The 16,835-nt window shown below is 62.2% G+C and carries 13 protein-coding genes and 1 riboswitch; of the genes, 12 read left to right on the forward strand and 1 reads right to left on the reverse strand.

Annotation, left to right across the window (positions count from 1 at the left end):
- Nucleotides 1-21: 21 nt before the first annotated feature.
- From H0482_RS15255 to H0482_RS15275, 5 genes are all read left to right on the forward strand, one after another.
- Nucleotides 22-1,296 (forward strand): ABC transporter substrate-binding protein, encoded by a 1,275-nt coding sequence (locus H0482_RS15255; protein ID WP_193730931.1) that lies wholly within the window; start codon nucleotides 22-24, stop codon nucleotides 1,294-1,296.
- Nucleotides 1,297-1,367: 71 nt separating this feature from the next.
- Nucleotides 1,368-2,258 (forward strand): carbohydrate ABC transporter permease, encoded by an 891-nt coding sequence (locus H0482_RS15260; protein ID WP_193730932.1) that lies wholly within the window; start codon nucleotides 1,368-1,370, stop codon nucleotides 2,256-2,258.
- The gene (locus H0482_RS15265) at nucleotides 2,255-3,067 is read left to right on the forward strand and encodes a carbohydrate ABC transporter permease (RefSeq protein ID WP_193730933.1); all 813 of its coding nucleotides are present in this window, start codon (nucleotides 2,255-2,257) and stop codon (nucleotides 3,065-3,067) included. Before H0482_RS15260 ends, H0482_RS15265 begins: the two co-directional genes overlap by 4 nt.
- A 10-nt stretch (nucleotides 3,068-3,077) precedes the next feature.
- Entirely contained in the window at nucleotides 3,078-4,157 is a 1,080-nt protein-coding gene (locus tag H0482_RS15270; protein ID WP_193730934.1) for an ABC transporter ATP-binding protein, read from the forward strand.
- A gap of 25 nt (nucleotides 4,158-4,182) precedes the next feature.
- Nucleotides 4,183-6,186 carry an aldo/keto reductase gene (locus H0482_RS15275; protein WP_193730935.1) on the forward strand — a complete coding sequence of 668 codons (2,004 nt, stop codon included), beginning with the start codon at nucleotides 4,183-4,185 and terminating at the stop codon, nucleotides 6,184-6,186.
- Nucleotides 6,187-6,291: 105 nt separating this feature from the next.
- Here H0482_RS15275 and H0482_RS15280 read toward each other — a convergent pair whose 3' ends face one another.
- A complete protein-coding gene (locus tag H0482_RS15280) occupies nucleotides 6,292-7,710 on the reverse strand; it encodes an MFS transporter (RefSeq protein WP_193730936.1) in 1,419 nt (472 codons plus the stop codon).
- 1,005 nt (nucleotides 7,711-8,715) lie between these two features.
- Nucleotides 8,716-8,860: riboswitch (FMN riboswitch) on the forward strand.
- A gap of 99 nt (nucleotides 8,861-8,959) precedes the next feature.
- On the opposite strand from H0482_RS15280, the gene H0482_RS15285 reads away from it, so the two are divergent.
- The 7 genes from H0482_RS15285 (at nucleotide 8,960) to iolB (ending at nucleotide 16,806) form a co-directional block, all read left to right on the forward strand.
- Nucleotides 8,960-9,928: a DMT family transporter gene (locus H0482_RS15285; RefSeq protein WP_193730937.1), complete on the forward strand. Its 969-nt coding sequence runs from the start codon at nucleotides 8,960-8,962 to the stop codon at nucleotides 9,926-9,928.
- Nucleotides 9,929-10,090: 162 nt separating this feature from the next.
- Nucleotides 10,091-10,927, forward strand: a complete 837-nt coding sequence (locus H0482_RS15290) for a MurR/RpiR family transcriptional regulator (RefSeq protein ID WP_193730938.1) — start codon at nucleotides 10,091-10,093, stop codon at nucleotides 10,925-10,927.
- A 99-nt stretch (nucleotides 10,928-11,026) separates the two neighbouring features.
- The gene (locus H0482_RS15295; RefSeq protein WP_330998279.1) at nucleotides 11,027-12,946 is read left to right on the forward strand and encodes a bifunctional 5-dehydro-2-deoxygluconokinase/5-dehydro-2-deoxyphosphogluconate aldolase; all 1,920 of its coding nucleotides are present in this window, start codon (nucleotides 11,027-11,029) and stop codon (nucleotides 12,944-12,946) included.
- Nucleotides 12,943-14,790: a 3D-(3,5/4)-trihydroxycyclohexane-1,2-dione acylhydrolase (decyclizing) gene (gene iolD, locus H0482_RS15300; protein ID WP_193730940.1), complete on the forward strand. Its 1,848-nt coding sequence runs from the start codon at nucleotides 12,943-12,945 to the stop codon at nucleotides 14,788-14,790. The genes H0482_RS15295 and iolD overlap by 4 nt, the downstream gene beginning before the upstream one ends.
- Nucleotides 14,791-14,834: 44 nt before the next feature.
- Nucleotides 14,835-15,752 carry a myo-inosose-2 dehydratase gene (gene iolE, locus H0482_RS15305; protein WP_193730941.1) on the forward strand — a complete coding sequence of 306 codons (918 nt, stop codon included), beginning with the start codon at nucleotides 14,835-14,837 and terminating at the stop codon, nucleotides 15,750-15,752.
- Nucleotides 15,753-15,809: 57 nt separating this feature from the next.
- Nucleotides 15,810-16,061, forward strand: a complete 252-nt coding sequence (locus tag H0482_RS15310) for a hypothetical protein (RefSeq protein ID WP_193730942.1) — start codon at nucleotides 15,810-15,812, stop codon at nucleotides 16,059-16,061.
- Entirely contained in the window at nucleotides 16,006-16,806 is an 801-nt protein-coding gene (iolB, locus tag H0482_RS15315) for a 5-deoxy-glucuronate isomerase (RefSeq protein ID WP_193730943.1), read from the forward strand. Before H0482_RS15310 ends, iolB begins: the two co-directional genes overlap by 56 nt.
- The last annotated feature ends 29 nt before the right edge of the window (nucleotides 16,807-16,835 follow it).

Here is a 16,835-nt window from a genome sequence, read left to right on the forward strand (position 1 = left end):
AAACGAAAAGGGAGGATACCAATGACTAGCAATGTCTCGCGGTGGACCCGCACGCTCGCCTTCGCACTGACCGGCATCAGCATGGCCAGCGTTGCCGCCGCCTCCGCCGCCGAACTGACGGTATGGTGCTGGGACCCCAACTTCAACATACCAGCCATGGCCGATGCCGGCGCGCGCTATACGGCAGCGCACCCGGAAACGACCTTCAACATCAACAACATCACGCAGGACGAGATCAACCAGAAGCTGCAGACCCAGTTCCTTGCCGGCGTCTCCGATGGCCTGCCCGATATCGTGCTGATCCAGGACGACAATATCCAGCGCTTCCTGCAATCGTTCCCCGGCTCCTTTGTGCCGCTCTCCGATCACATCGATATGTCGCAATTCGCCTCCTACAAGGTGGCTGCCGCCACCCATGAAGGCAAATCCTATTCCCTGCCCTTCGATTCCGGCGTGACCGGGCTCTTCTATCGCGCCGACTATCTGGAAGAGGCCGGATACAAGCCCGAAGACGTTCAGGACATTACCTGGGACCGGCTGATCGAGATCGGCAAGGACATGCTGGCCAAAACCGGCCATCCGCTCATCGACATGGACTATAATGACGATGGACAGATCATCATGATGATGCAGTCCACCGGCCAATGGTACCTCAAGGACGGGAACGAACCGAACATCATCGGCAATACCGCACTCAAGGCGTCGCTGGAAACCTTCCAGGAAATGGCCCAGGCAGGACTTATCAAGCCGGTTTCGGACTGGACGGGCTATACCGGCGCCTTCACCTCCGGCGAGGTGGCCATGGTGCCGCAGGGCGTCTGGATCACCGGCACCATCAAGTCGGTGCCCGAGCAGGCGGGCAAGTGGCGCGTGGCGCCAATGCCCAAGCTCGACGGCGTCGAGGGCGCAACTCAATATTCCAACAATGGCGGCTCCAGCTGGTACGTGCTGGCGTCTTCCCAGAACCAGGACGAGGCCATCGATTTCTTTAAGACCGTCTGGGCCTCGGACGTCGATTTCTACCAGGGCATTCTGGTCAATCAGGGTGCAGTCGGCTCGCTCCTCGCCGCGCGCGAAGGCGATGCCTACAAGGCCAGCGACCCGTTCTTCAGCGATGAGCCGGTCTGGCAGAACTTCTCCGACTGGCTGGCGCAGGTGCCTTCCGTCGATTACGGCACATTCACCCCCGAAGCGCGTCTGGCGGTAAGGGCACAGTTGCCCAATATCGCCAATGGCGGCGATATCGACGAGGCCCTGAAAGCCATCGACGCCCAATTGCGCCAGCAGATGCAATAGTTTCATGCCGGCGGGGCGGGTTCAGGCCCGCCCCGATCCGGCAGGACCGACGCATTCTATCGGAGGGGGATATGGCGCAAACCCGTTTGGACCGCAGCGAGCAGATCAATGGCTGGGCATTCATCATGCCGGCAATGGTGCTGCTCGGCATATTCATGATCTATCCCATCCTGTGGTCGCTCTGGATGAGCTTCCAGGTCGGGCGCGGGAACAATTTTTCTTTCGGCGGGCTGGCCAATATCGAGCGGCTGGCCAATGACGCGCTGCTGCTTCAGGCGCTATCCAACACCATCATTTTCTTCATCATCCAGGTGCCGATCATGATCATGTTGGCCCTGGTCTTCGCGGTCTTGCTCAACGATTCGACATTGCGCTTCCGGGGCGTGTTCAGGACCATGCTGTTCCTTCCCTGTGTCATCTCGCTGATCGCCTATTCCAGCCTGTTCAAGTCGATGTTTTCCAATGACGGGATCATCAACCAGACGCTGCTGGCGCTGCATGTGATCGGCACGCCCATTCCCTGGCTCACCGATCCATTCTGGGCCAAAATCGTCATCATCCTGTCCATCACCTGGCGCTGGACCGGCTACAACATGATCTTCTACCTGGCGGCGCTCCAGAATATCGACAAGTCGATTTACGAGGCCGCCCGCATTGACGGAATCCCTGCCCGGGCGCGGTTCTGGAGTATCACCGTGCCGATGCTGAAGCCGGTGATCCTGTTCACGACCATCATGTCCACGATCGGCACGCTCCAGCTTTTCGATGAGGTCAACAACATCACCCAGGGCGGGCCCGGCAACGGCACCATGACCCTATCGCTCTATATCTACAACCTGACCTTCCGCATGATGCCCAGCTTCGGCTATTCGGCCACCGTCTCCTGGGTCATCGTGGTGATCGTCGCTCTGCTCAGCATCATCCAGTTCGTCATCGCCCGCGACCGCAGGAGGACGTCATGAACCTTTACATGCTGCGGCGGGCGGGGATTTACGCTTTCCTGTCGCTTGCCGCCTTCCTGTCGGTCTTTCCCTTCTTGTGGATGGCGATCGGCGCAACCAACAAATCGACGGACATCGTCACCGGCAAGGTGACGATCGGGAGCAATCTCCTCGTCAATTTCCAGAATCTGCTTGCCCAGGTCGATCTGCTGCGCATCTTCGGCAATTCGTTCCTGATCGCCATCGTCTCGACTGTTCTGACCCTGGCCGTCTCCTCGCTGGCCGGCTACGGCTTCGAGATCTTCCGCTCGCGGGTGCGCGAACGCATCTTCCAGATCCTGCTGCTGCTGATGTCGATCCCCTTTGCGGCGCTGATGGTGCCGCTCTTCGTGCTGATCTCGCGGGCGCAGCTGACCAACACCTTCACCGCAGTCATCCTGCCCACCATCGTGTCCATCTTCATCGTCTTCTATTTCCGTCAGGCGACGAAGGCGTTTCCGGGCGAGTTGCGGGACGCGGCGCGGGTGGATGGGCTCAAGGAATGGCAGATATTCCTTTTCGTCTATCTGCCGACCATGCGCTCGACCTATGCGGCGGCCACGATCATCGTCTTCATGGCGGCCTGGAACAATTATCTCTGGCCGCTGATTGTCCTGCAAACGCCGGAAAACAAGACCATCACGCTGGTGATCTCGACGCTCACGGCGGCCTACACACCCGATTACGGCGTCATTCTGCTGACGACCGTGCTTGCAACGCTTCCGACCCTGATCATCTTCTTCGTCCTGCAACGGCAATTCGTGCAGGGGATGCTGGGTGCGGTCAAATGAGGAACACGAAATGAGCAGCCTCAGCCTCAAGGACATTCGCAAGAGCTATGGCAACCTGGAGGTCATCAAGGGCGTCGATCTCGACGTCGCGGACAAGGAATTTGTGGTTTTCGTCGGCCCCTCGGGCTGCGGCAAATCCACCTTGCTGCGCATGATCGCGGGCCTCGAAACCATCAGCTCCGGTAGTCTGGACATCGGTGGCGCGCGCATGAACGATGTCGATCCGTCGCGGCGCGGCATCGCCATGGTTTTCCAGACCTATGCGCTCTATCCGCACATGACGGTGCGCGAAAATATGGGATTCGCGCTGCGCTTCGCCAAGGTGCCCCGGGACGAGATTGCCCGGCAGGTGAATAACGCGGCGCGCATTCTCGCGCTGGAACCCCTGCTCGACCGGCTTCCCAAGCAATTGTCCGGCGGGCAGCGGCAGCGCGTCGCCATCGGTCGCGCCATCGTGCGCAATCCCGAGGTCTTCCTTTTCGATGAGCCGCTTTCCAATCTCGACGCCGAGCTGCGCGTGCATATGCGTGTGGAGATCGCCCGGCTGCACAAGGAATTGCAGACCACCATCATCTATGTGACGCATGATCAGGTCGAAGCCATGACGCTGGCCGACAAGATCGTGGTCCTGCGCGATGGCCTCATCGAGCAGGTAGGGCGTCCACTCGACCTCTATGACGATCCAGCCAACCAGTTTGTCGCCGGTTTCATCGGCTCGCCCAAGATGAATTTCATTCCGGCACAAGTGGTCGAGAAATCGTCCACCGGCGTCACTATCATTCTGAAACGGCTGGGCGATGTGCGCCTGACCCTCCCCGTCAGCGCGGCAGAGCCGGGGCAGGATGTAGTCCTGGGCGTGCGGCCCGAGCATTTCGGTCCGCCTGGCGCGGGCGGCGCCGATATCACGGTGGACATCGACGTGGCCGAGCATCTCGGCGCCACGTCCTATGTTTACGCCCGCACCGACGGCGATCCGCTGATCATCGAGCGCGAGGATTCGCGCAACGAGAGCGGCGCCGACACCCTCACCATCTCCATCGATCCAGCCAAGGCCTATCTGTTCGACCAAAATGGCCGGCGGCTTCGGTAGCCTTTTTTCCTGACAGGACCATAAAATGACGACGAAAATCCGCTGGGGCATTATCGGGCCGGGCAGCATTGCCAAGGCGTTCCGGGGCGGGCTGGAAGGCAGCAAGCATGGTGTTCTCGCTGCCATCGCTACCCGCAATCCCGACCGGCCGGGCCTTGCCGGGGACTTTCCCGGCGCGCGCATCGTGCATGGCTATGAGGCCCTGCTCGCCGACAAGGACATCGACGCGGTCTATATCGCGGTCCCCCATACCGGCCATGCGGAATGGGCGATCAAGGCGGCGGCGGCCGGCAAGCATGTGCTGGTAGAAAAGCCGTTCGCCCTCTCCGCGCATGAGGCCGATGCGGTCTTTCACGCCCATCGCCAGGCCGGCACCTTTGCCGGCGAGGCCTTCATGTACCGCCTCCACCCGCAGGTAGCCAAACTGCTCGAACTGCTCAAATCGGGAGTGATCGGCGACATCCGCCTCATCCAGTCGAGCTTCGGCTTCAATATGGGCCGTTTCCAGCCCGAGCATCGCCTGTTCGCCTCCGATCTGGCTGGCGGCGGCATCATGGATGTGGGCTGCTACCCGGTTTCCATGGCCCGGCTGCTTGCCGGCGCCGCCATCGGCAGGCCCTTCGCCGATCCGGTCAAAATTGCCGGCGCGGCCAGCCTCAACGCGGAAGGCACCGACGATGTCGCCGCCGCAACGCTGACCTTTGCCAATGGCCTCCTCGCGCAGGTCTCCTGTGCCGTCATGGCCAATCTCGACAATGTGCTGCGCATCCATGGCTCGCAAGGCCGGATCGAAGTGCCCGATTTCTGGTTCGCCGGTGGCAATCGCGACCAGGGCCTGGGGCAGATCGACGTCATCGCAGACGGTAAGACCGAGAGCATCAGCGTCAATGAAACCGCCCATGTCTATTCCTTCGAGGCGGAAGCCGCCTCGCTCGCCATCCTGGCGGGCAAGCAGGAATTCGATGCGCCGGGCATGAGCTGGGTCGACACGCTCGGCAATCTGCGCGTGCTCGACAAATGGCGCGCCGATGCGGGGATCGAGTTCTCCGTCGAGAAGGCTACGACCCGCACCAGGACGCTCGACAATCGCAGCCTCGGTCCCAATCGGGGCGCCATTCCAAAGCGCGCCATTCCCGGCCTTGGTAAGCAGGCCTCTGCCGTCGCCCTCGGTTTCGAGGATTTCCGCACCTTCTCCTCCGGCGCAATTCTTCTCGACGCCTTCTGGGAGCGCGGCGGCAATGTCTTCGACACCGCCTATGTCTATGGCGCGGGCTATACCGAAAAGCTGTTCGGCGAATGGCACCGGAGCCGCGGCACCCGTGAGGGCGCGGTACTGATCGGCAAGGGCGCACACTCCCCGCTGGTCTATCCAGACGTCATCGGCAAGCAGCTCACCCAGTCTCTGGACCGCCTCCAGACCGACTATGTGGACGTCTATTTCATGCACCGCGACAATCCCGAGGTCCCGGTCGGGGAATTCGTCGATGCGATGGATGCTGAGGTGAAGCGCGGCCGCATTCGCGGGCCCTATGGCGGTTCCAACTGGACGCGGGAGCGGATGAATGCGGCCATCGCCTATGCGCAGGCCAATGGCAAGACGCCGCCACAGGCGCTCAGCAACAATTTCGCTCTCGCCGAAATGCTCGATCCGATCTGGGATGGCTGCGTCACCGCCGCCACGCCCGATTTCAAGCAATGGCTGATCGACCGGCAGGTCACCAATTTCTCCTGGTCCAGCCAGGCGCGCGGTTTCTTCACCGACCTTGCGGGCCGGGACAAGCGCGACAATGAGGAAATGGTCCGCGTCTGGTACAATGAGCAGAATTTCGCGCGCCGCGATCGGGCCATCGAGCTGGCGCACAAGCTCGGCCATTCGCCGATCCATGTGGCGCTGGCCTATGTGCTGACCCAGCCCTTCCCCAGCGTACCGCTGATCGGCCCGCGCCGGCTGGTGGAACTGGACGACAGCCTCAAGGCATTTGAGATCCAGCTCACGCCCGAACAGGTGAAGTGGCTCGAACAGGGCTGATTGGCTCCCGGGCCCTATCGACATCGGCATTGCCCGGCCTTCCTCGGACCTGATCCGTGGACCGGGCAATCCATCTGGCTGGATGGTGATGACAGGCGTTCGCCTCTATTCCTCTGCAAAGGTGGAAAGCGGTGTCACCTTGGCCAATTGGGCCAGCCGCAGCGCGGCGAGAAATGACAGCAGCGCAAAGATCGCCGCCATGATGAAAAGCGGCACGATGGAAACCAAGACATCGGCCTTGGCAACGGCGAGCGGATAGCCAGCGGCATTGGCCGCGACCCCAGCAAGGGCCGCGCCAAGGGCATTCCCGGCCGATTGCGTGGTCGGCAGCAGGGCCGAGGTGCGGTCCCTTTCCGCGCTCGTGCTGGCTTCCATGATCGTCAGCATCATATAGCCGTTGGAAATGCCGAACCCCATGCCGATGGCGACCTGCCCCGCGAGCAGCACCGGCAATTGCGTCCATTGCAGCCCCAGCAGCACCAGGATCAGGCCCAAGGCCAGAAGCAGCGGACCGGTGCGGATCAGGATGCGGCGGGTGGCGCGCTGGCGCACATTGGCCACGGTAACGGAAGACAGGCTCCAGGCCACCGCCATCACCGCTCCGGTAATGGCGGCCTGGGTCGGCCCGTAATCCCAAAGCTGCTGCAAAAGCATGATGAGATAGACCGCCGTCGCCGCGCCGGCCACCGGCATGAGCAGATAGGCCCAGAGCCCCGAGCCGACCGCGCTGCCCAAGGAAAAGGCGTCGGGCGGCATCAACCGCTCCGCCGACCGCCGATCCAGCCAGACGGCAGCGGCGAGCAGCAGAGCCGCGCATCCGAGCAGCAGCACGGCCTGAACGGGCGTTGCCACCGCCGCCAGTGCCACCATCATCGTTCCGGCGCCGATGGTAAGCAGGCGCAGGCCGGGAAAGCCATGGGCTTCGGTGTTCTTTTCGCCGCGCGGCACCACCAGCAGCACCATGGTGATGAAGATCAGTACGAAGGGCACATTGATGAGGAAAGCGGCCCGCCAGGAAATCAGTTCGGTCAGCGCCCCTGCCCCGGCCGGCCCGCCAAAGGCGGCAACAGCCCAGACCACGGCCTGCATGCCGAAAACCTTGGGCACCAGCCGGCTTGGAAAGAGTTCGGGGATCAGCGCGAAGCAAAGCGCCGCGACCACGCCCTCGCCAAAACCCTGAATGGCGCGCCCCACCAGAACCTGGTTCATGTCCGCCGCGATGGCCGCGATGATGGTGCCGATCAGAAAAATGACCGCCAGCCCGATCAGGGAATAGCGCGAGCCGAGCCGACGCTTGAACAGCGATGCCGCCGCCCCGCCGACAATGGCAAAGACCAGGTAGAGCGTCGTCGCCCAGGAAATGATCTCGATGCCACCCAATTCGTGCACTGCCGAGGGCAAGGCGGCAGACGAGAGGAAGGCATTGAAGGCAAAAAGCGTAACGCCCAAAGCCAGAATGGTCGTGACCGCGATATAGCGCGGCCCGAAAATCTCGGCCCAACGGCCTTCGACAAGATCGGACATAGGAAACTCATTAAACAAGAATTACCTTGCCTAATCTGCCTGCCACGGAAAGCAAGGCAATTCTGCCGATGAAGGCAAACATGCGCGTGAACCCGCCACCGGAGCCGCTTTCACCTCACCTTGGATGAAAACCTCGCTCGAGGCCGACATCTCCTCAAACTCGCCTGGCCGTCCGGATCCAGCTGCTCCTGCGCCTCCCTTCCCCTGAGGGAAGCGAAAGAGGATGGAGGTTCCGCATCATCAACAAGCGCCGAGTCCTGTCGGGACCACAAACCCTCCCCCCACCTCTCGTCACCCTCGGGCGTAACCCGAGGGCTCTTGCAAAAGCCCCGTCAGAAAAACCCTCGGTTCACGCCCGAAGGTGACGAATTGCGCGTGAATTGACCCAGGACTTATCCCCTCTATCCCCCTCCCCCGAAACCTCAGGCACATTATCCGCACTCCTGCACAGGCTGCGCGGTCGCGACGAACAATCGGTGTGGGGGACCGGATGGAGAAGGGGTCGCCTTTCTTCCGTTCGCGCCTATGGACGGACCCCCGGTACTCTCCCCGGGGAACCATGTCGGGCCCTTCCGGCTGCACCGGATCGGCAGCTGCCACGTCGCCAGCAGGGCGAAGACGAAGCAGTCCCTCATGGATCGGAGCGGACGTAATTCCGCCGGACCCAGCGCGTTGAACGAGCCGCCGGTGCGTGGGGCGAGGTTTTCCTCAACCTATACCTTTGCCGGACCACCGGCACCGAGGCGAATTTCGCCCCACGCCGCAGCTTCGAGTTGTGCGGCGAAGCCGACATATCGCTCCGGTGGACCGATATGAACGAGAAGGCCATGAGCGCAAAGCTCGAATGGCGGTCTTTCTCCACAGCAAACCCGGAGGCCCCTCGCCGTCCGGCAATTTTGCGTGAACAGCTTTTCGCAATTGTTCGAAACCCGAATACAGTTACACTTTTGTGCGTACTTGTAGCGATAGGGCGCCTGCCCTAAATAGGCTGTGCAGGTTCGCCTGCATTGTTCTCAGGGCGGGGTGAAATTCCCCACCGGCGGTAAGGCAGCAATGCCAAGCCCGCGAGCGCCCCCGGACGTCCGGGGGGTCAGCAGATCCGGTGTAATTCCGGAGCCGACGGTCATAGTCCGGATGAAAGAGAACGGGACCAAGCGCCTTGCCGGGCGCGCGTGGCCTATTTGGCTGCGGCATGCCGGCCTGTCGTCTCCCGTAACCCTGAGGAAACTGGTTACGGAAAGGACGACGAATGAACCAGATTTCCTCTCCCCGCAATGCCGCCGCGACCGGCGCATTATTCATGCTGGCCGCGAGCCTTGTGTTCGCGGGCTCCAACACTCTGCAATCGGTGCTGCCGACCCCAGCCGAATATGGCGGCTTTGGCATGAGTTCCACCGGAATGGCCTTTTGGCAATATGTCATCGCCTCGGTGCTGGCGCTGCCGCTGATCCTGCGTATCGGCCTAGGGAATCTGCGCACCGCCCATCCACTGGAGCATGAGCTTCGCGCTTTTGTCTCGGCGCTCGGCGTGCATGTGTTCGTATATGGTTACGCGTCGGGCGTGCCGATCTGGCAGATGGTCACATTGCTGGCCACCGGCCCATTGTTCATCATCCTCGGCTCCCTGTTGTTCCTGCGGGAAAAGGTGTCCCCCGCCCGGCTGCTGGCGGCGCTGCTCGGATTTACCGGAGCCATCATCATTTCCGGCGTCGGCACGGAAAGCATCGGCTTTCAGGCCCTGATCCCCATTACCGCCGCAGCGCTCTGGGCCGCGACCGATGTTCTTACCAAGCACCTGACCCGCAAGGGCGAGAGCCCGGAAACGCTGACCATTTCCCTCCTCGTCCTGATGACGCCGAACCACCTCGCCATCCTGCTGCTAGCCAATGCCTTTGCCGGCGTGCTGCCGCTGGGCATGGCGCCTGGCTTCCCCTTTGCCCTGCCGGATGGCAATGGCCTGTGGCTGCTGCTCATTCTGGGCGCGCTGACAGCCGGTGCGCAATATCTGCTGGCTTTTGCATACCGCCATGCCGATGCCACCTATCTGCAGCCCTTCTCCGACGTGAAGGTGTTCCTTGGCGGACTCATCGGCTGGATCGCCCTGGGACAGGTGCCATCGATCTGGTTCTGGCCCGGCGCCATGCTGATCGTCGGGGCGTCGGCCTTCATCTTCTGGGCCGAGAGAAATAAACCCCGGACGACGCTGGCCGCCGCATGATTGCCTGCGAAGAGACGCGGTTCGGGGGCAGAAAAGCTATTCCAAATCCCGTCTCGCTCGCTCCCGCGACCTTCAGCGAAATCGCCTTGGGCGGTTTCGCCTTTTTCTTGCGTCACGGCCCGTTCTGTTCCAATTGTGGAATGTTCGTTCCGTGGAGCCAGAATGTCCGAGCCTACAATTATTGCCGCGCAGGATTTCGACAGCCTGCGGGTCGCCATTCTGGAACGCAAGTCCAGCCTTCCCAAGCGTCTGGTTCAGGTCGCCGCCTATGCTCTGGATCATCCCGACGAAATCGCGTTCGGCACGGCGGCGAGCATTGCCAGTTCGGCGGGCGTACAGCCCTCCACCCTGGTGCGGTTCGCGCAATCCTTCGGCTTCGACGGGTTTTCCGGCCTGCAACAGATCTTCCGCGCCCGGTTGCGGGAGCGGACCTCATCCTATGAGGACCGCCTGCGCAAGCTGGCCGCCGATGGCATGGCCGAAGAAGAAAGCGCCGCCATTCTCGGCAATTTCGTCGCCGCGGCCCATGCCAGTCTCGACGCCCTGTCGGCTGCCATCGATCCCATCGCCTTCGAGCGGGCTGTAGATATCCTCGCTCGCGCCGATACGATCTATCTTATCGCCAAGCGCCGTTCATTCCCCATTGCCGCCTATATGGCCTACGCCTTTGGCAAGCTGAAAGTGCGCTGCCAGATGGTCGGCACGGCCTCGGGCATGGACGATGAATTGCTGGCCATGGCCGGGCCAGACGATGCCGGATTCGCCGTCAGCTTTTCGCCCTATGCCTCCGAAAGCGCCGCGCAGGCGCGGACATTGTCGGGACACGGCGTTCCCCTGGTCGTGCTGACCGATTCGGCTTTGTCCCCGCTCGCGGAATGCGCCGATATATGGTTCGAACTGGTCGAGGCGGACCATGCCGGTTTCCGTTCCCTGTCCGCCAGCATGGCCTTTGCGATGGCTCTGACCGTTTCGGTGGCGGAGAAGCGACAGCATCGGTGATATTCCACAAATAGAATGTATGTTCTATCTTGTGTCGCTTTGGAATTCATGTTTCATTGATGCCATCGTTCCGCAGACCATTCGCAGGGGAGGATGGCGGTGCCAACCGGCCAAAGCAAAGCCACGGGAAAACAGCTGGATGTCATCACCATCGGGCGCGCCTCGGTGGACCTCTACGGCCAGCAGATCGGCACGCGGCTCGAAGATATCGGCAGCTTCGCCAAGTCGGTCGGCGGCTGCCCCACCAATATTTCGGTCGGCACGGCGCGGCTGGGTCTCAAATCGGCGCTGATCACCCGTGTCGGCGACGAGCAGATGGGCCGCTTCATCCGTGAGCAGTTGACCCGCGAAGGCGTCGAGACCCGGGGCATCGTCACCGATCCGGAGCGCCTTACGGCCTTGGTTCTGCTGGCGGTCGAAAACGACAATTCCTTCCCGCTGATCTTCTATCGCGACAATTGCGCCGATGCGGCCCTCAACGAGGACGATATCGACGAGGCCTTCATCCGCTCCACCCGCGCCGTGCTGGTCACCGGCACCCATTTCGCCAAGCCCCATAGTGACAAGGCGCAGCGCAAGGCCATGCGCATTGCCCGCGAAAATGGCGGCAAGGTCGTCTTCGACATCGATTACCGCCCCAATCTATGGGGCCTTGCCGGCCACGATGCCGGCGACAGCCGCTATATTGCCTCGGACACGGTCACCGCCCACCTGCGGACGGTCTTGCCCGAATGCGATTTGATCGTCGGGACCGAAGAAGAGGTGCTTATCGCCGCTGGCGGCGACGATCTCCATGCTGCGCTCAGGACGATCCGGTCACTCTCCTCCGCCGTGATCGTCCTGAAGCGCGGTCCCATGGGCTGCATAGTCTATGACGGTGTTATCCCCGCCGATCTCGAAGACGGTATTGTCGGCAAGGGCTTTCCCATCGAAGTCTATAACGTCCTCGGCGCCGGCGATGCCTTCATGAGCGGCTTTTTGCGCGGCTGGCTGCGCGGCGAAGCTCACGCCACCAGCGCCACCTGGGCCAATGCCTGCGGCGCCTTCGCCGTGTCCCGCCTGCTCTGTGCCCCCGAAATCCCGACCTGGACCGAACTGCAATTCTTCCTCGAGCATGGCAGCAAGGAACGCGCCCTGCGCAAGGATGCCGAGATCAACCACGTGCATTGGGCGACGACGCGGCGGCGCGACATTCCCCGGCTCATGGCGCTGGCGGTGGATCATCGCGTGCAATTGGAAGACATGGCGGGCAACGACGCCGAAAAGCTCTCCCGCGTCCCGGCCTTCAAGGTGCTTGCCGTCAAGGCCGCGCAGCGCATCGCCAGGGGCCGCGATGGTTTCGGCATGCTGATCGACGACAAATATGGCCGCGACGCCCTCTATGCTGCCGGGGCATTCAAGGATTTCTGGGTTGCCCGGCCCATCGAACTGCCCGGCTCACGGCCGCTGCAATTCGAGTTCACGCAGGATCTCGGCTCGCGGCTGGTGGAATGGCCGGTGGATCATTGCATCAAGGTGCTCTGCTTCTTCCATCCCGACGACCCCGATGCCCTGCGCCGTCAACAGATCGAAAAGCTCCGGTCGGCCTTCGATGCTGCACGCAGTGTCGGGCGCGAAATCCTCATCGAGATCATTTCCGGCAAGAATGGTCCGCTGCACGATGACACAGTGGCGCGGGCGCTGACCGAGATTTATGATGCCGGGATCAAACCGGACTGGTGGAAGCTCGAGCCGCAGGCCAATGCGGCAGCCTGGGCCGAGACCGATGCGGTGATCGAAGCCCGCGATCCGCTGTGCCGGGGCGTTGTCCTGCTCGGGCTCGATGCGCCGCAGGCAGAACTGGAGGCCGGGTTCAAGGCGGCGAAGCGGGCGCGAACCGTCAAGGGCTTCGCCGTGGGCCGCACCATTTTCGCCGATGCGGCGCGAGCCTGGCTGGATGGAAAGATGAGCGACGAGGAAGCCGTGGCCGACATGGCGGGGCGGTTCGGGGCGTTGGTGGAGATTTGGGAACAACAATGAGCCAGAACACAATCCGGTTGACGATGGCGCAGGCCGTTGCGCGCTTCCTCACGGCACAGAAAACCATCATTGACGGTGAAACGCTGCCGATATTCGGCGGCGTCTGGGCCATTTTCGGCCATGGCAATGTGGCCGGGCTGGGCGAGGCGCTGCATGGCGTCAAGGATACGTTGCCCACCTATCGCGGCCAGAATGAGCAGAGCATGGCCCATGCGGCCATCGCCTATGCCAAGGCCAATTTCCGCCGCCGCTTCATGGTCGCGACCACCTCGATCGGGCCGGGCGCGCTCAACATGGTGACGGCAGCGGCGCTGGCGCATGTGAACCGCATTCCAGTGCTGTTGCTGCCGGGGGATGTCTTCGCCAATCGCCTGCCTGACCCGGTGCTGCAACAGGTCGAGGATTTCGGCGACGGCACCGTCTCCGCCAATGATTGCTTCCGCCCGGTCAGCCGCTATTTCGACCGCATCACCCGGCCCGAACAGATCATCCCGGCCCTGCGCCGCGCCATGCAGGTGCTGACGGACCCGGCCGAATGCGGGCCGGTGACGCTGAGCCTTTGCCAGGACACGCAGGCCGAAGCCTATGATTATCCCGAGAGCTTCTTTGCCGAAAAAATCTGGATGCCGCGCCGGATCATGCCGGATGCCGACGAGTTCGCGGCGGCGGCGGCAGCGCTGAAGCTAGCCAGGAAGCCAGTGATCATTGCCGGCGGCGGCGTCCTCTATTCCGAGGCCTCGGTCAGCCTGGCCAATTTCGCCGAAGTGCATGGCGTGCCGGTGATGGAGACGCAGGCCGGCAAGTCCTCCCTGCCCCATGGTCACGCGCTGAATATGGGTTCGGTCGGCGTTACCGGAACATCGGCCTCCAATGTTCTGGCGGAGGACGCCGATCTGGTGCTGGCGGTGGGCACGAGGCTCCAGGATTTCACCACCGGATCCTGGGCCTTGTTCAAGAATGAAAACCTCAAGATCGTCGGGCTCAACGTACAGCCATTCGACGCCCACAAGCATAATGGATTGCCGCTGGTGGGCGATGCGAGGGTGGGGCTGGAGGCGCTGGATGCGGCGCTTACGGGTTGGCAGGTTGATTCCGCTTGGACCGACAAGGCCCTGAAAGCAAAGGCAGATTGGCTCAAGGACGCCGACGATGCCCGCGCAGCCAGCAATGTTGAATTGCCCTCTGACGCGCAGGTTATCGGCGCGGTGCAGCGCGGCCGCAGCCAGGCGCTGCTTGTTTGCGCCTCGGGTGGCCTGCCCGGCGAATTGCACAAGCTCTGGCGCGCCGATGGACCGGGCTCTTACCATCTCGATTACGGCTTCTCGACCATGGGCTACGAGATTGCCGGCGGGCTGGGCGTCGCCATCGCCCGTCCGGACGAGGACGTGGTCATCATGGTCGGCGACGGTTCCTATCTGATGATGAATTCGGAAATCGTCTCGGCGGTGATGATGGGCGTGCGGCTCACTATCGTAGTGCTGGACAATGGCGGCTATGGCTGCATCAACCGCCTGCAAATGGCGACGGGCGGAGCCAATTTTAACAATCTGTTCCGCGACACCTATCACATGGAATTGCCCAACGTGGACTTCGCCGCCCACGCCGCCTCCATGGGAGCCAAGGCCAAAAAGGTCGCCTCGGTCAATGAATTGGAATCCGCCCTGTCCGCGAGCGAAGGCGCGCCGGGGGTGCATGTCTTCGCCATCGACACCGATCCGCTGATCACCACCGAAGCCGGTGGCCATTGGTGGGACGTGGCGGTGCCGGAAGTCAGCACCCGCCCCAGCGTCAACGCCGCGCGCGAAGCCTACGAAAAGGCGCTCCTTGCGCAGCGGGCGGGATAAAACAGAACGCAGACGTTGATGATCGTCAGCGCGGGAGAACGTGAATGAAGGCCAAGCTTGGCATGTCGCCCATCGCATGGTGGAACGACGATCTGGTGGAACTTAGCGATGACGTGTCGCTGGAGGAATGCCTGCGGCAATCCCGCTCGGCCGGCTTCACCGGCATGGAGAAGGGCCGCCGTTTCCCCGACGATCCGGCAATCATGCTGCCGATCCTCAAGGCCGCCGACGTGACCCTGTGCGGAGGTTGGTTTTCCGGCACGCTGGTGGACGAAGAGCTTGCCGCCAACAAGGACCGCATCGCCCCGATGATCGACTTGTTCAAGGCGGTCAATGCGCCCTGCATCGTCTATGGCGAAGTGGGCCGCTCCATCCAGGGCAGGCGCGAGCTTCCGCTGGCGCAGAAGCCGAAACTCACCGACGACGAGATGAATGCCTATGCCCGCAAGGTGACCGCCTTTGGCGAATGGTGCGCCGATCAGGGCATGCCCCTCTCCTACCACCATCACATGGCCGCCGTGGTCGAGACCGAGCCGGAACTCGATGCCTTCATGGCGGCTTCGGGCGAAGGCATTCCGCTACTGCTCGATGCTGGCCATCTCGCCTTCGCCGGTGGCGATGTGCTGCGCGCCATCGACAATCACCATGCCCGCATCAACCACGTCCATGTGAAGGATATTCGCCGCGCCGTGGTGGATGGCCTAGACCGCTCCCACCAGAGCTTTCTCGATGCGGTGGCGCTCGGTGCCTTCACTGTTCCGGGCGATGGCTCGCTGGATTTCGGCGCCATCGTGCAGCGCTTCGCCGACCGTGGCTATGAAGGCTGGTTCGTCGTCGAGGCCGAACAGGATCCCGTGGCCAATCCGCCGCTCCGAATGGCGCAGGTCGGATATGCCGAACTTGTCCGCGTGATGAATGCTGCTGGATATAGTGTGGAGACGCAGGGCTTCCCGAAAGACTGAATCTTTCGAAGCGCTTGTGCTAAAATCTTGAGCGACTGAATCAGGCGGGGATGCAGCATGGCGCTCAAGGAAAATGATCTTATCTGGTTCCGGCCGCTCTGGCGGCGCGTCGCCGTAGTTGTTTTCCTCGGCCTTTGGCTGGGCTGGGAAATACTTTTCAGCGGTGACCAGTTCTGGGTGATCCTGGTGGGCGCGGCCCTCGCCTATGCGCTTTACACGTTCTTTTATGCCTTTCCTAAGTCGGAGACCGAAAATGAGCAAATCGCCCCTCCTCGTCCGGCCGACGGCGAAAACAGGCAAGATCCATGAGGTAACGCCCGCATCCGCAAGCTGGACCCATGTCGGCTTCGGCCTGCACAAACTGGCTCCCGGCGAGGCCTATGGGGAAGCAACCGGCGAGCGCGAGGTCTGCCTGGTTCTGGTCAGCGGCAAGGGCCGCTTTGCCGTCGATGGCGAGGATTTCGGCGAACTGGGCGAACGGATGAGCCCGTTCGAGGGCGCGCCATGGGCGCTCTATGTGCCCGCCGGGCGTCATTGGGCGGTCGATGCCAGCACCGATCTGGAACTGGCGATCTGCTCGGCGCCGGGCGGTGGGGATTTCCACGCCAGAATCATCCCACCTGGCACGCATCCGCGCATTTCCCGCGGCAAGGGCGCCAATGTGCGCCATGTCTATAATATCATGCCCGAGGATGACGGCGCGGCCAATGCGCTGCTGGTCGTGGAAGTGATCACACCCGAGGGCAACACCTCCTCCTATCCGCCGCACAAGCACGATCAGGACAATCTTCCGCATGAGAGCCAGTTGGAAGAGACCTATTATCACCGCATGAACCCGCCACAGGGCTTCGCGTTCCAGCGTGTCTATACCGACGACCGGAGCCTCGATGAGGCCATGGCGGTGGAAGACGGCGACGTAACGCTGGTGCCGCGCGGCTATCATCCAGTCGCGACCACGGCCGGCTATGACCTCTATTACCTGAACGTCATGGCCGGGCCGAAGCGGGTCTGGAAATTCCACAATGCGCCCGAGCATGAATGGCTGCTAAAATAAGCTACGCCCGGTCCTGCCGGTCCATATAA

It is taken from the genome of Devosia faecipullorum (assembly GCF_015158295.1).
GTDB lineage: Bacteria > Pseudomonadota > Alphaproteobacteria > Rhizobiales > Devosiaceae > Devosia > Devosia faecipullorum.

What these genes read in the sequence shown, in the direction of transcription:
- H0482_RS15265 (WP_193730933.1), top strand. Translation starts at nt 2,255, where the DNA reads ATGAACCTTTACATGCTGCGGCGGGCGGGGATTTACGCTTTCCTGTCG.
- H0482_RS15280 (WP_193730936.1), bottom strand. Translation starts at nt 7,710, where the DNA reads ATGTCCGATCTTGTCGAAGGCCGTTGGGCCGAGATTTTCGGGCCGCGC.
- iolD (WP_193730940.1), top strand. Translation starts at nt 12,943, where the DNA reads ATGAGCCAGAACACAATCCGGTTGACGATGGCGCAGGCCGTTGCGCGC.
- iolB (WP_193730943.1), top strand. Translation starts at nt 16,006, where the DNA reads ATGAGCAAATCGCCCCTCCTCGTCCGGCCGACGGCGAAAACAGGCAAG.
- H0482_RS15285 (WP_193730937.1), top strand. Translation starts at nt 8,960, where the DNA reads ATGAACCAGATTTCCTCTCCCCGCAATGCCGCCGCGACCGGCGCATTA.
- H0482_RS15310 (WP_193730942.1), top strand. Translation starts at nt 15,810, where the DNA reads ATGGCGCTCAAGGAAAATGATCTTATCTGGTTCCGGCCGCTCTGGCGG.
- H0482_RS15270 (WP_193730934.1), top strand. Translation starts at nt 3,078, where the DNA reads ATGAGCAGCCTCAGCCTCAAGGACATTCGCAAGAGCTATGGCAACCTG.
- iolE (WP_193730941.1), top strand. Translation starts at nt 14,835, where the DNA reads ATGAAGGCCAAGCTTGGCATGTCGCCCATCGCATGGTGGAACGACGAT.
- H0482_RS15260 (WP_193730932.1), top strand. Translation starts at nt 1,368, where the DNA reads ATGGCGCAAACCCGTTTGGACCGCAGCGAGCAGATCAATGGCTGGGCA.
- H0482_RS15275 (WP_193730935.1), top strand. Translation starts at nt 4,183, where the DNA reads ATGACGACGAAAATCCGCTGGGGCATTATCGGGCCGGGCAGCATTGCC.
- H0482_RS15255 (WP_193730931.1), top strand. Translation starts at nt 22, where the DNA reads ATGACTAGCAATGTCTCGCGGTGGACCCGCACGCTCGCCTTCGCACTG.
- H0482_RS15290 (WP_193730938.1), top strand. Translation starts at nt 10,091, where the DNA reads ATGTCCGAGCCTACAATTATTGCCGCGCAGGATTTCGACAGCCTGCGG.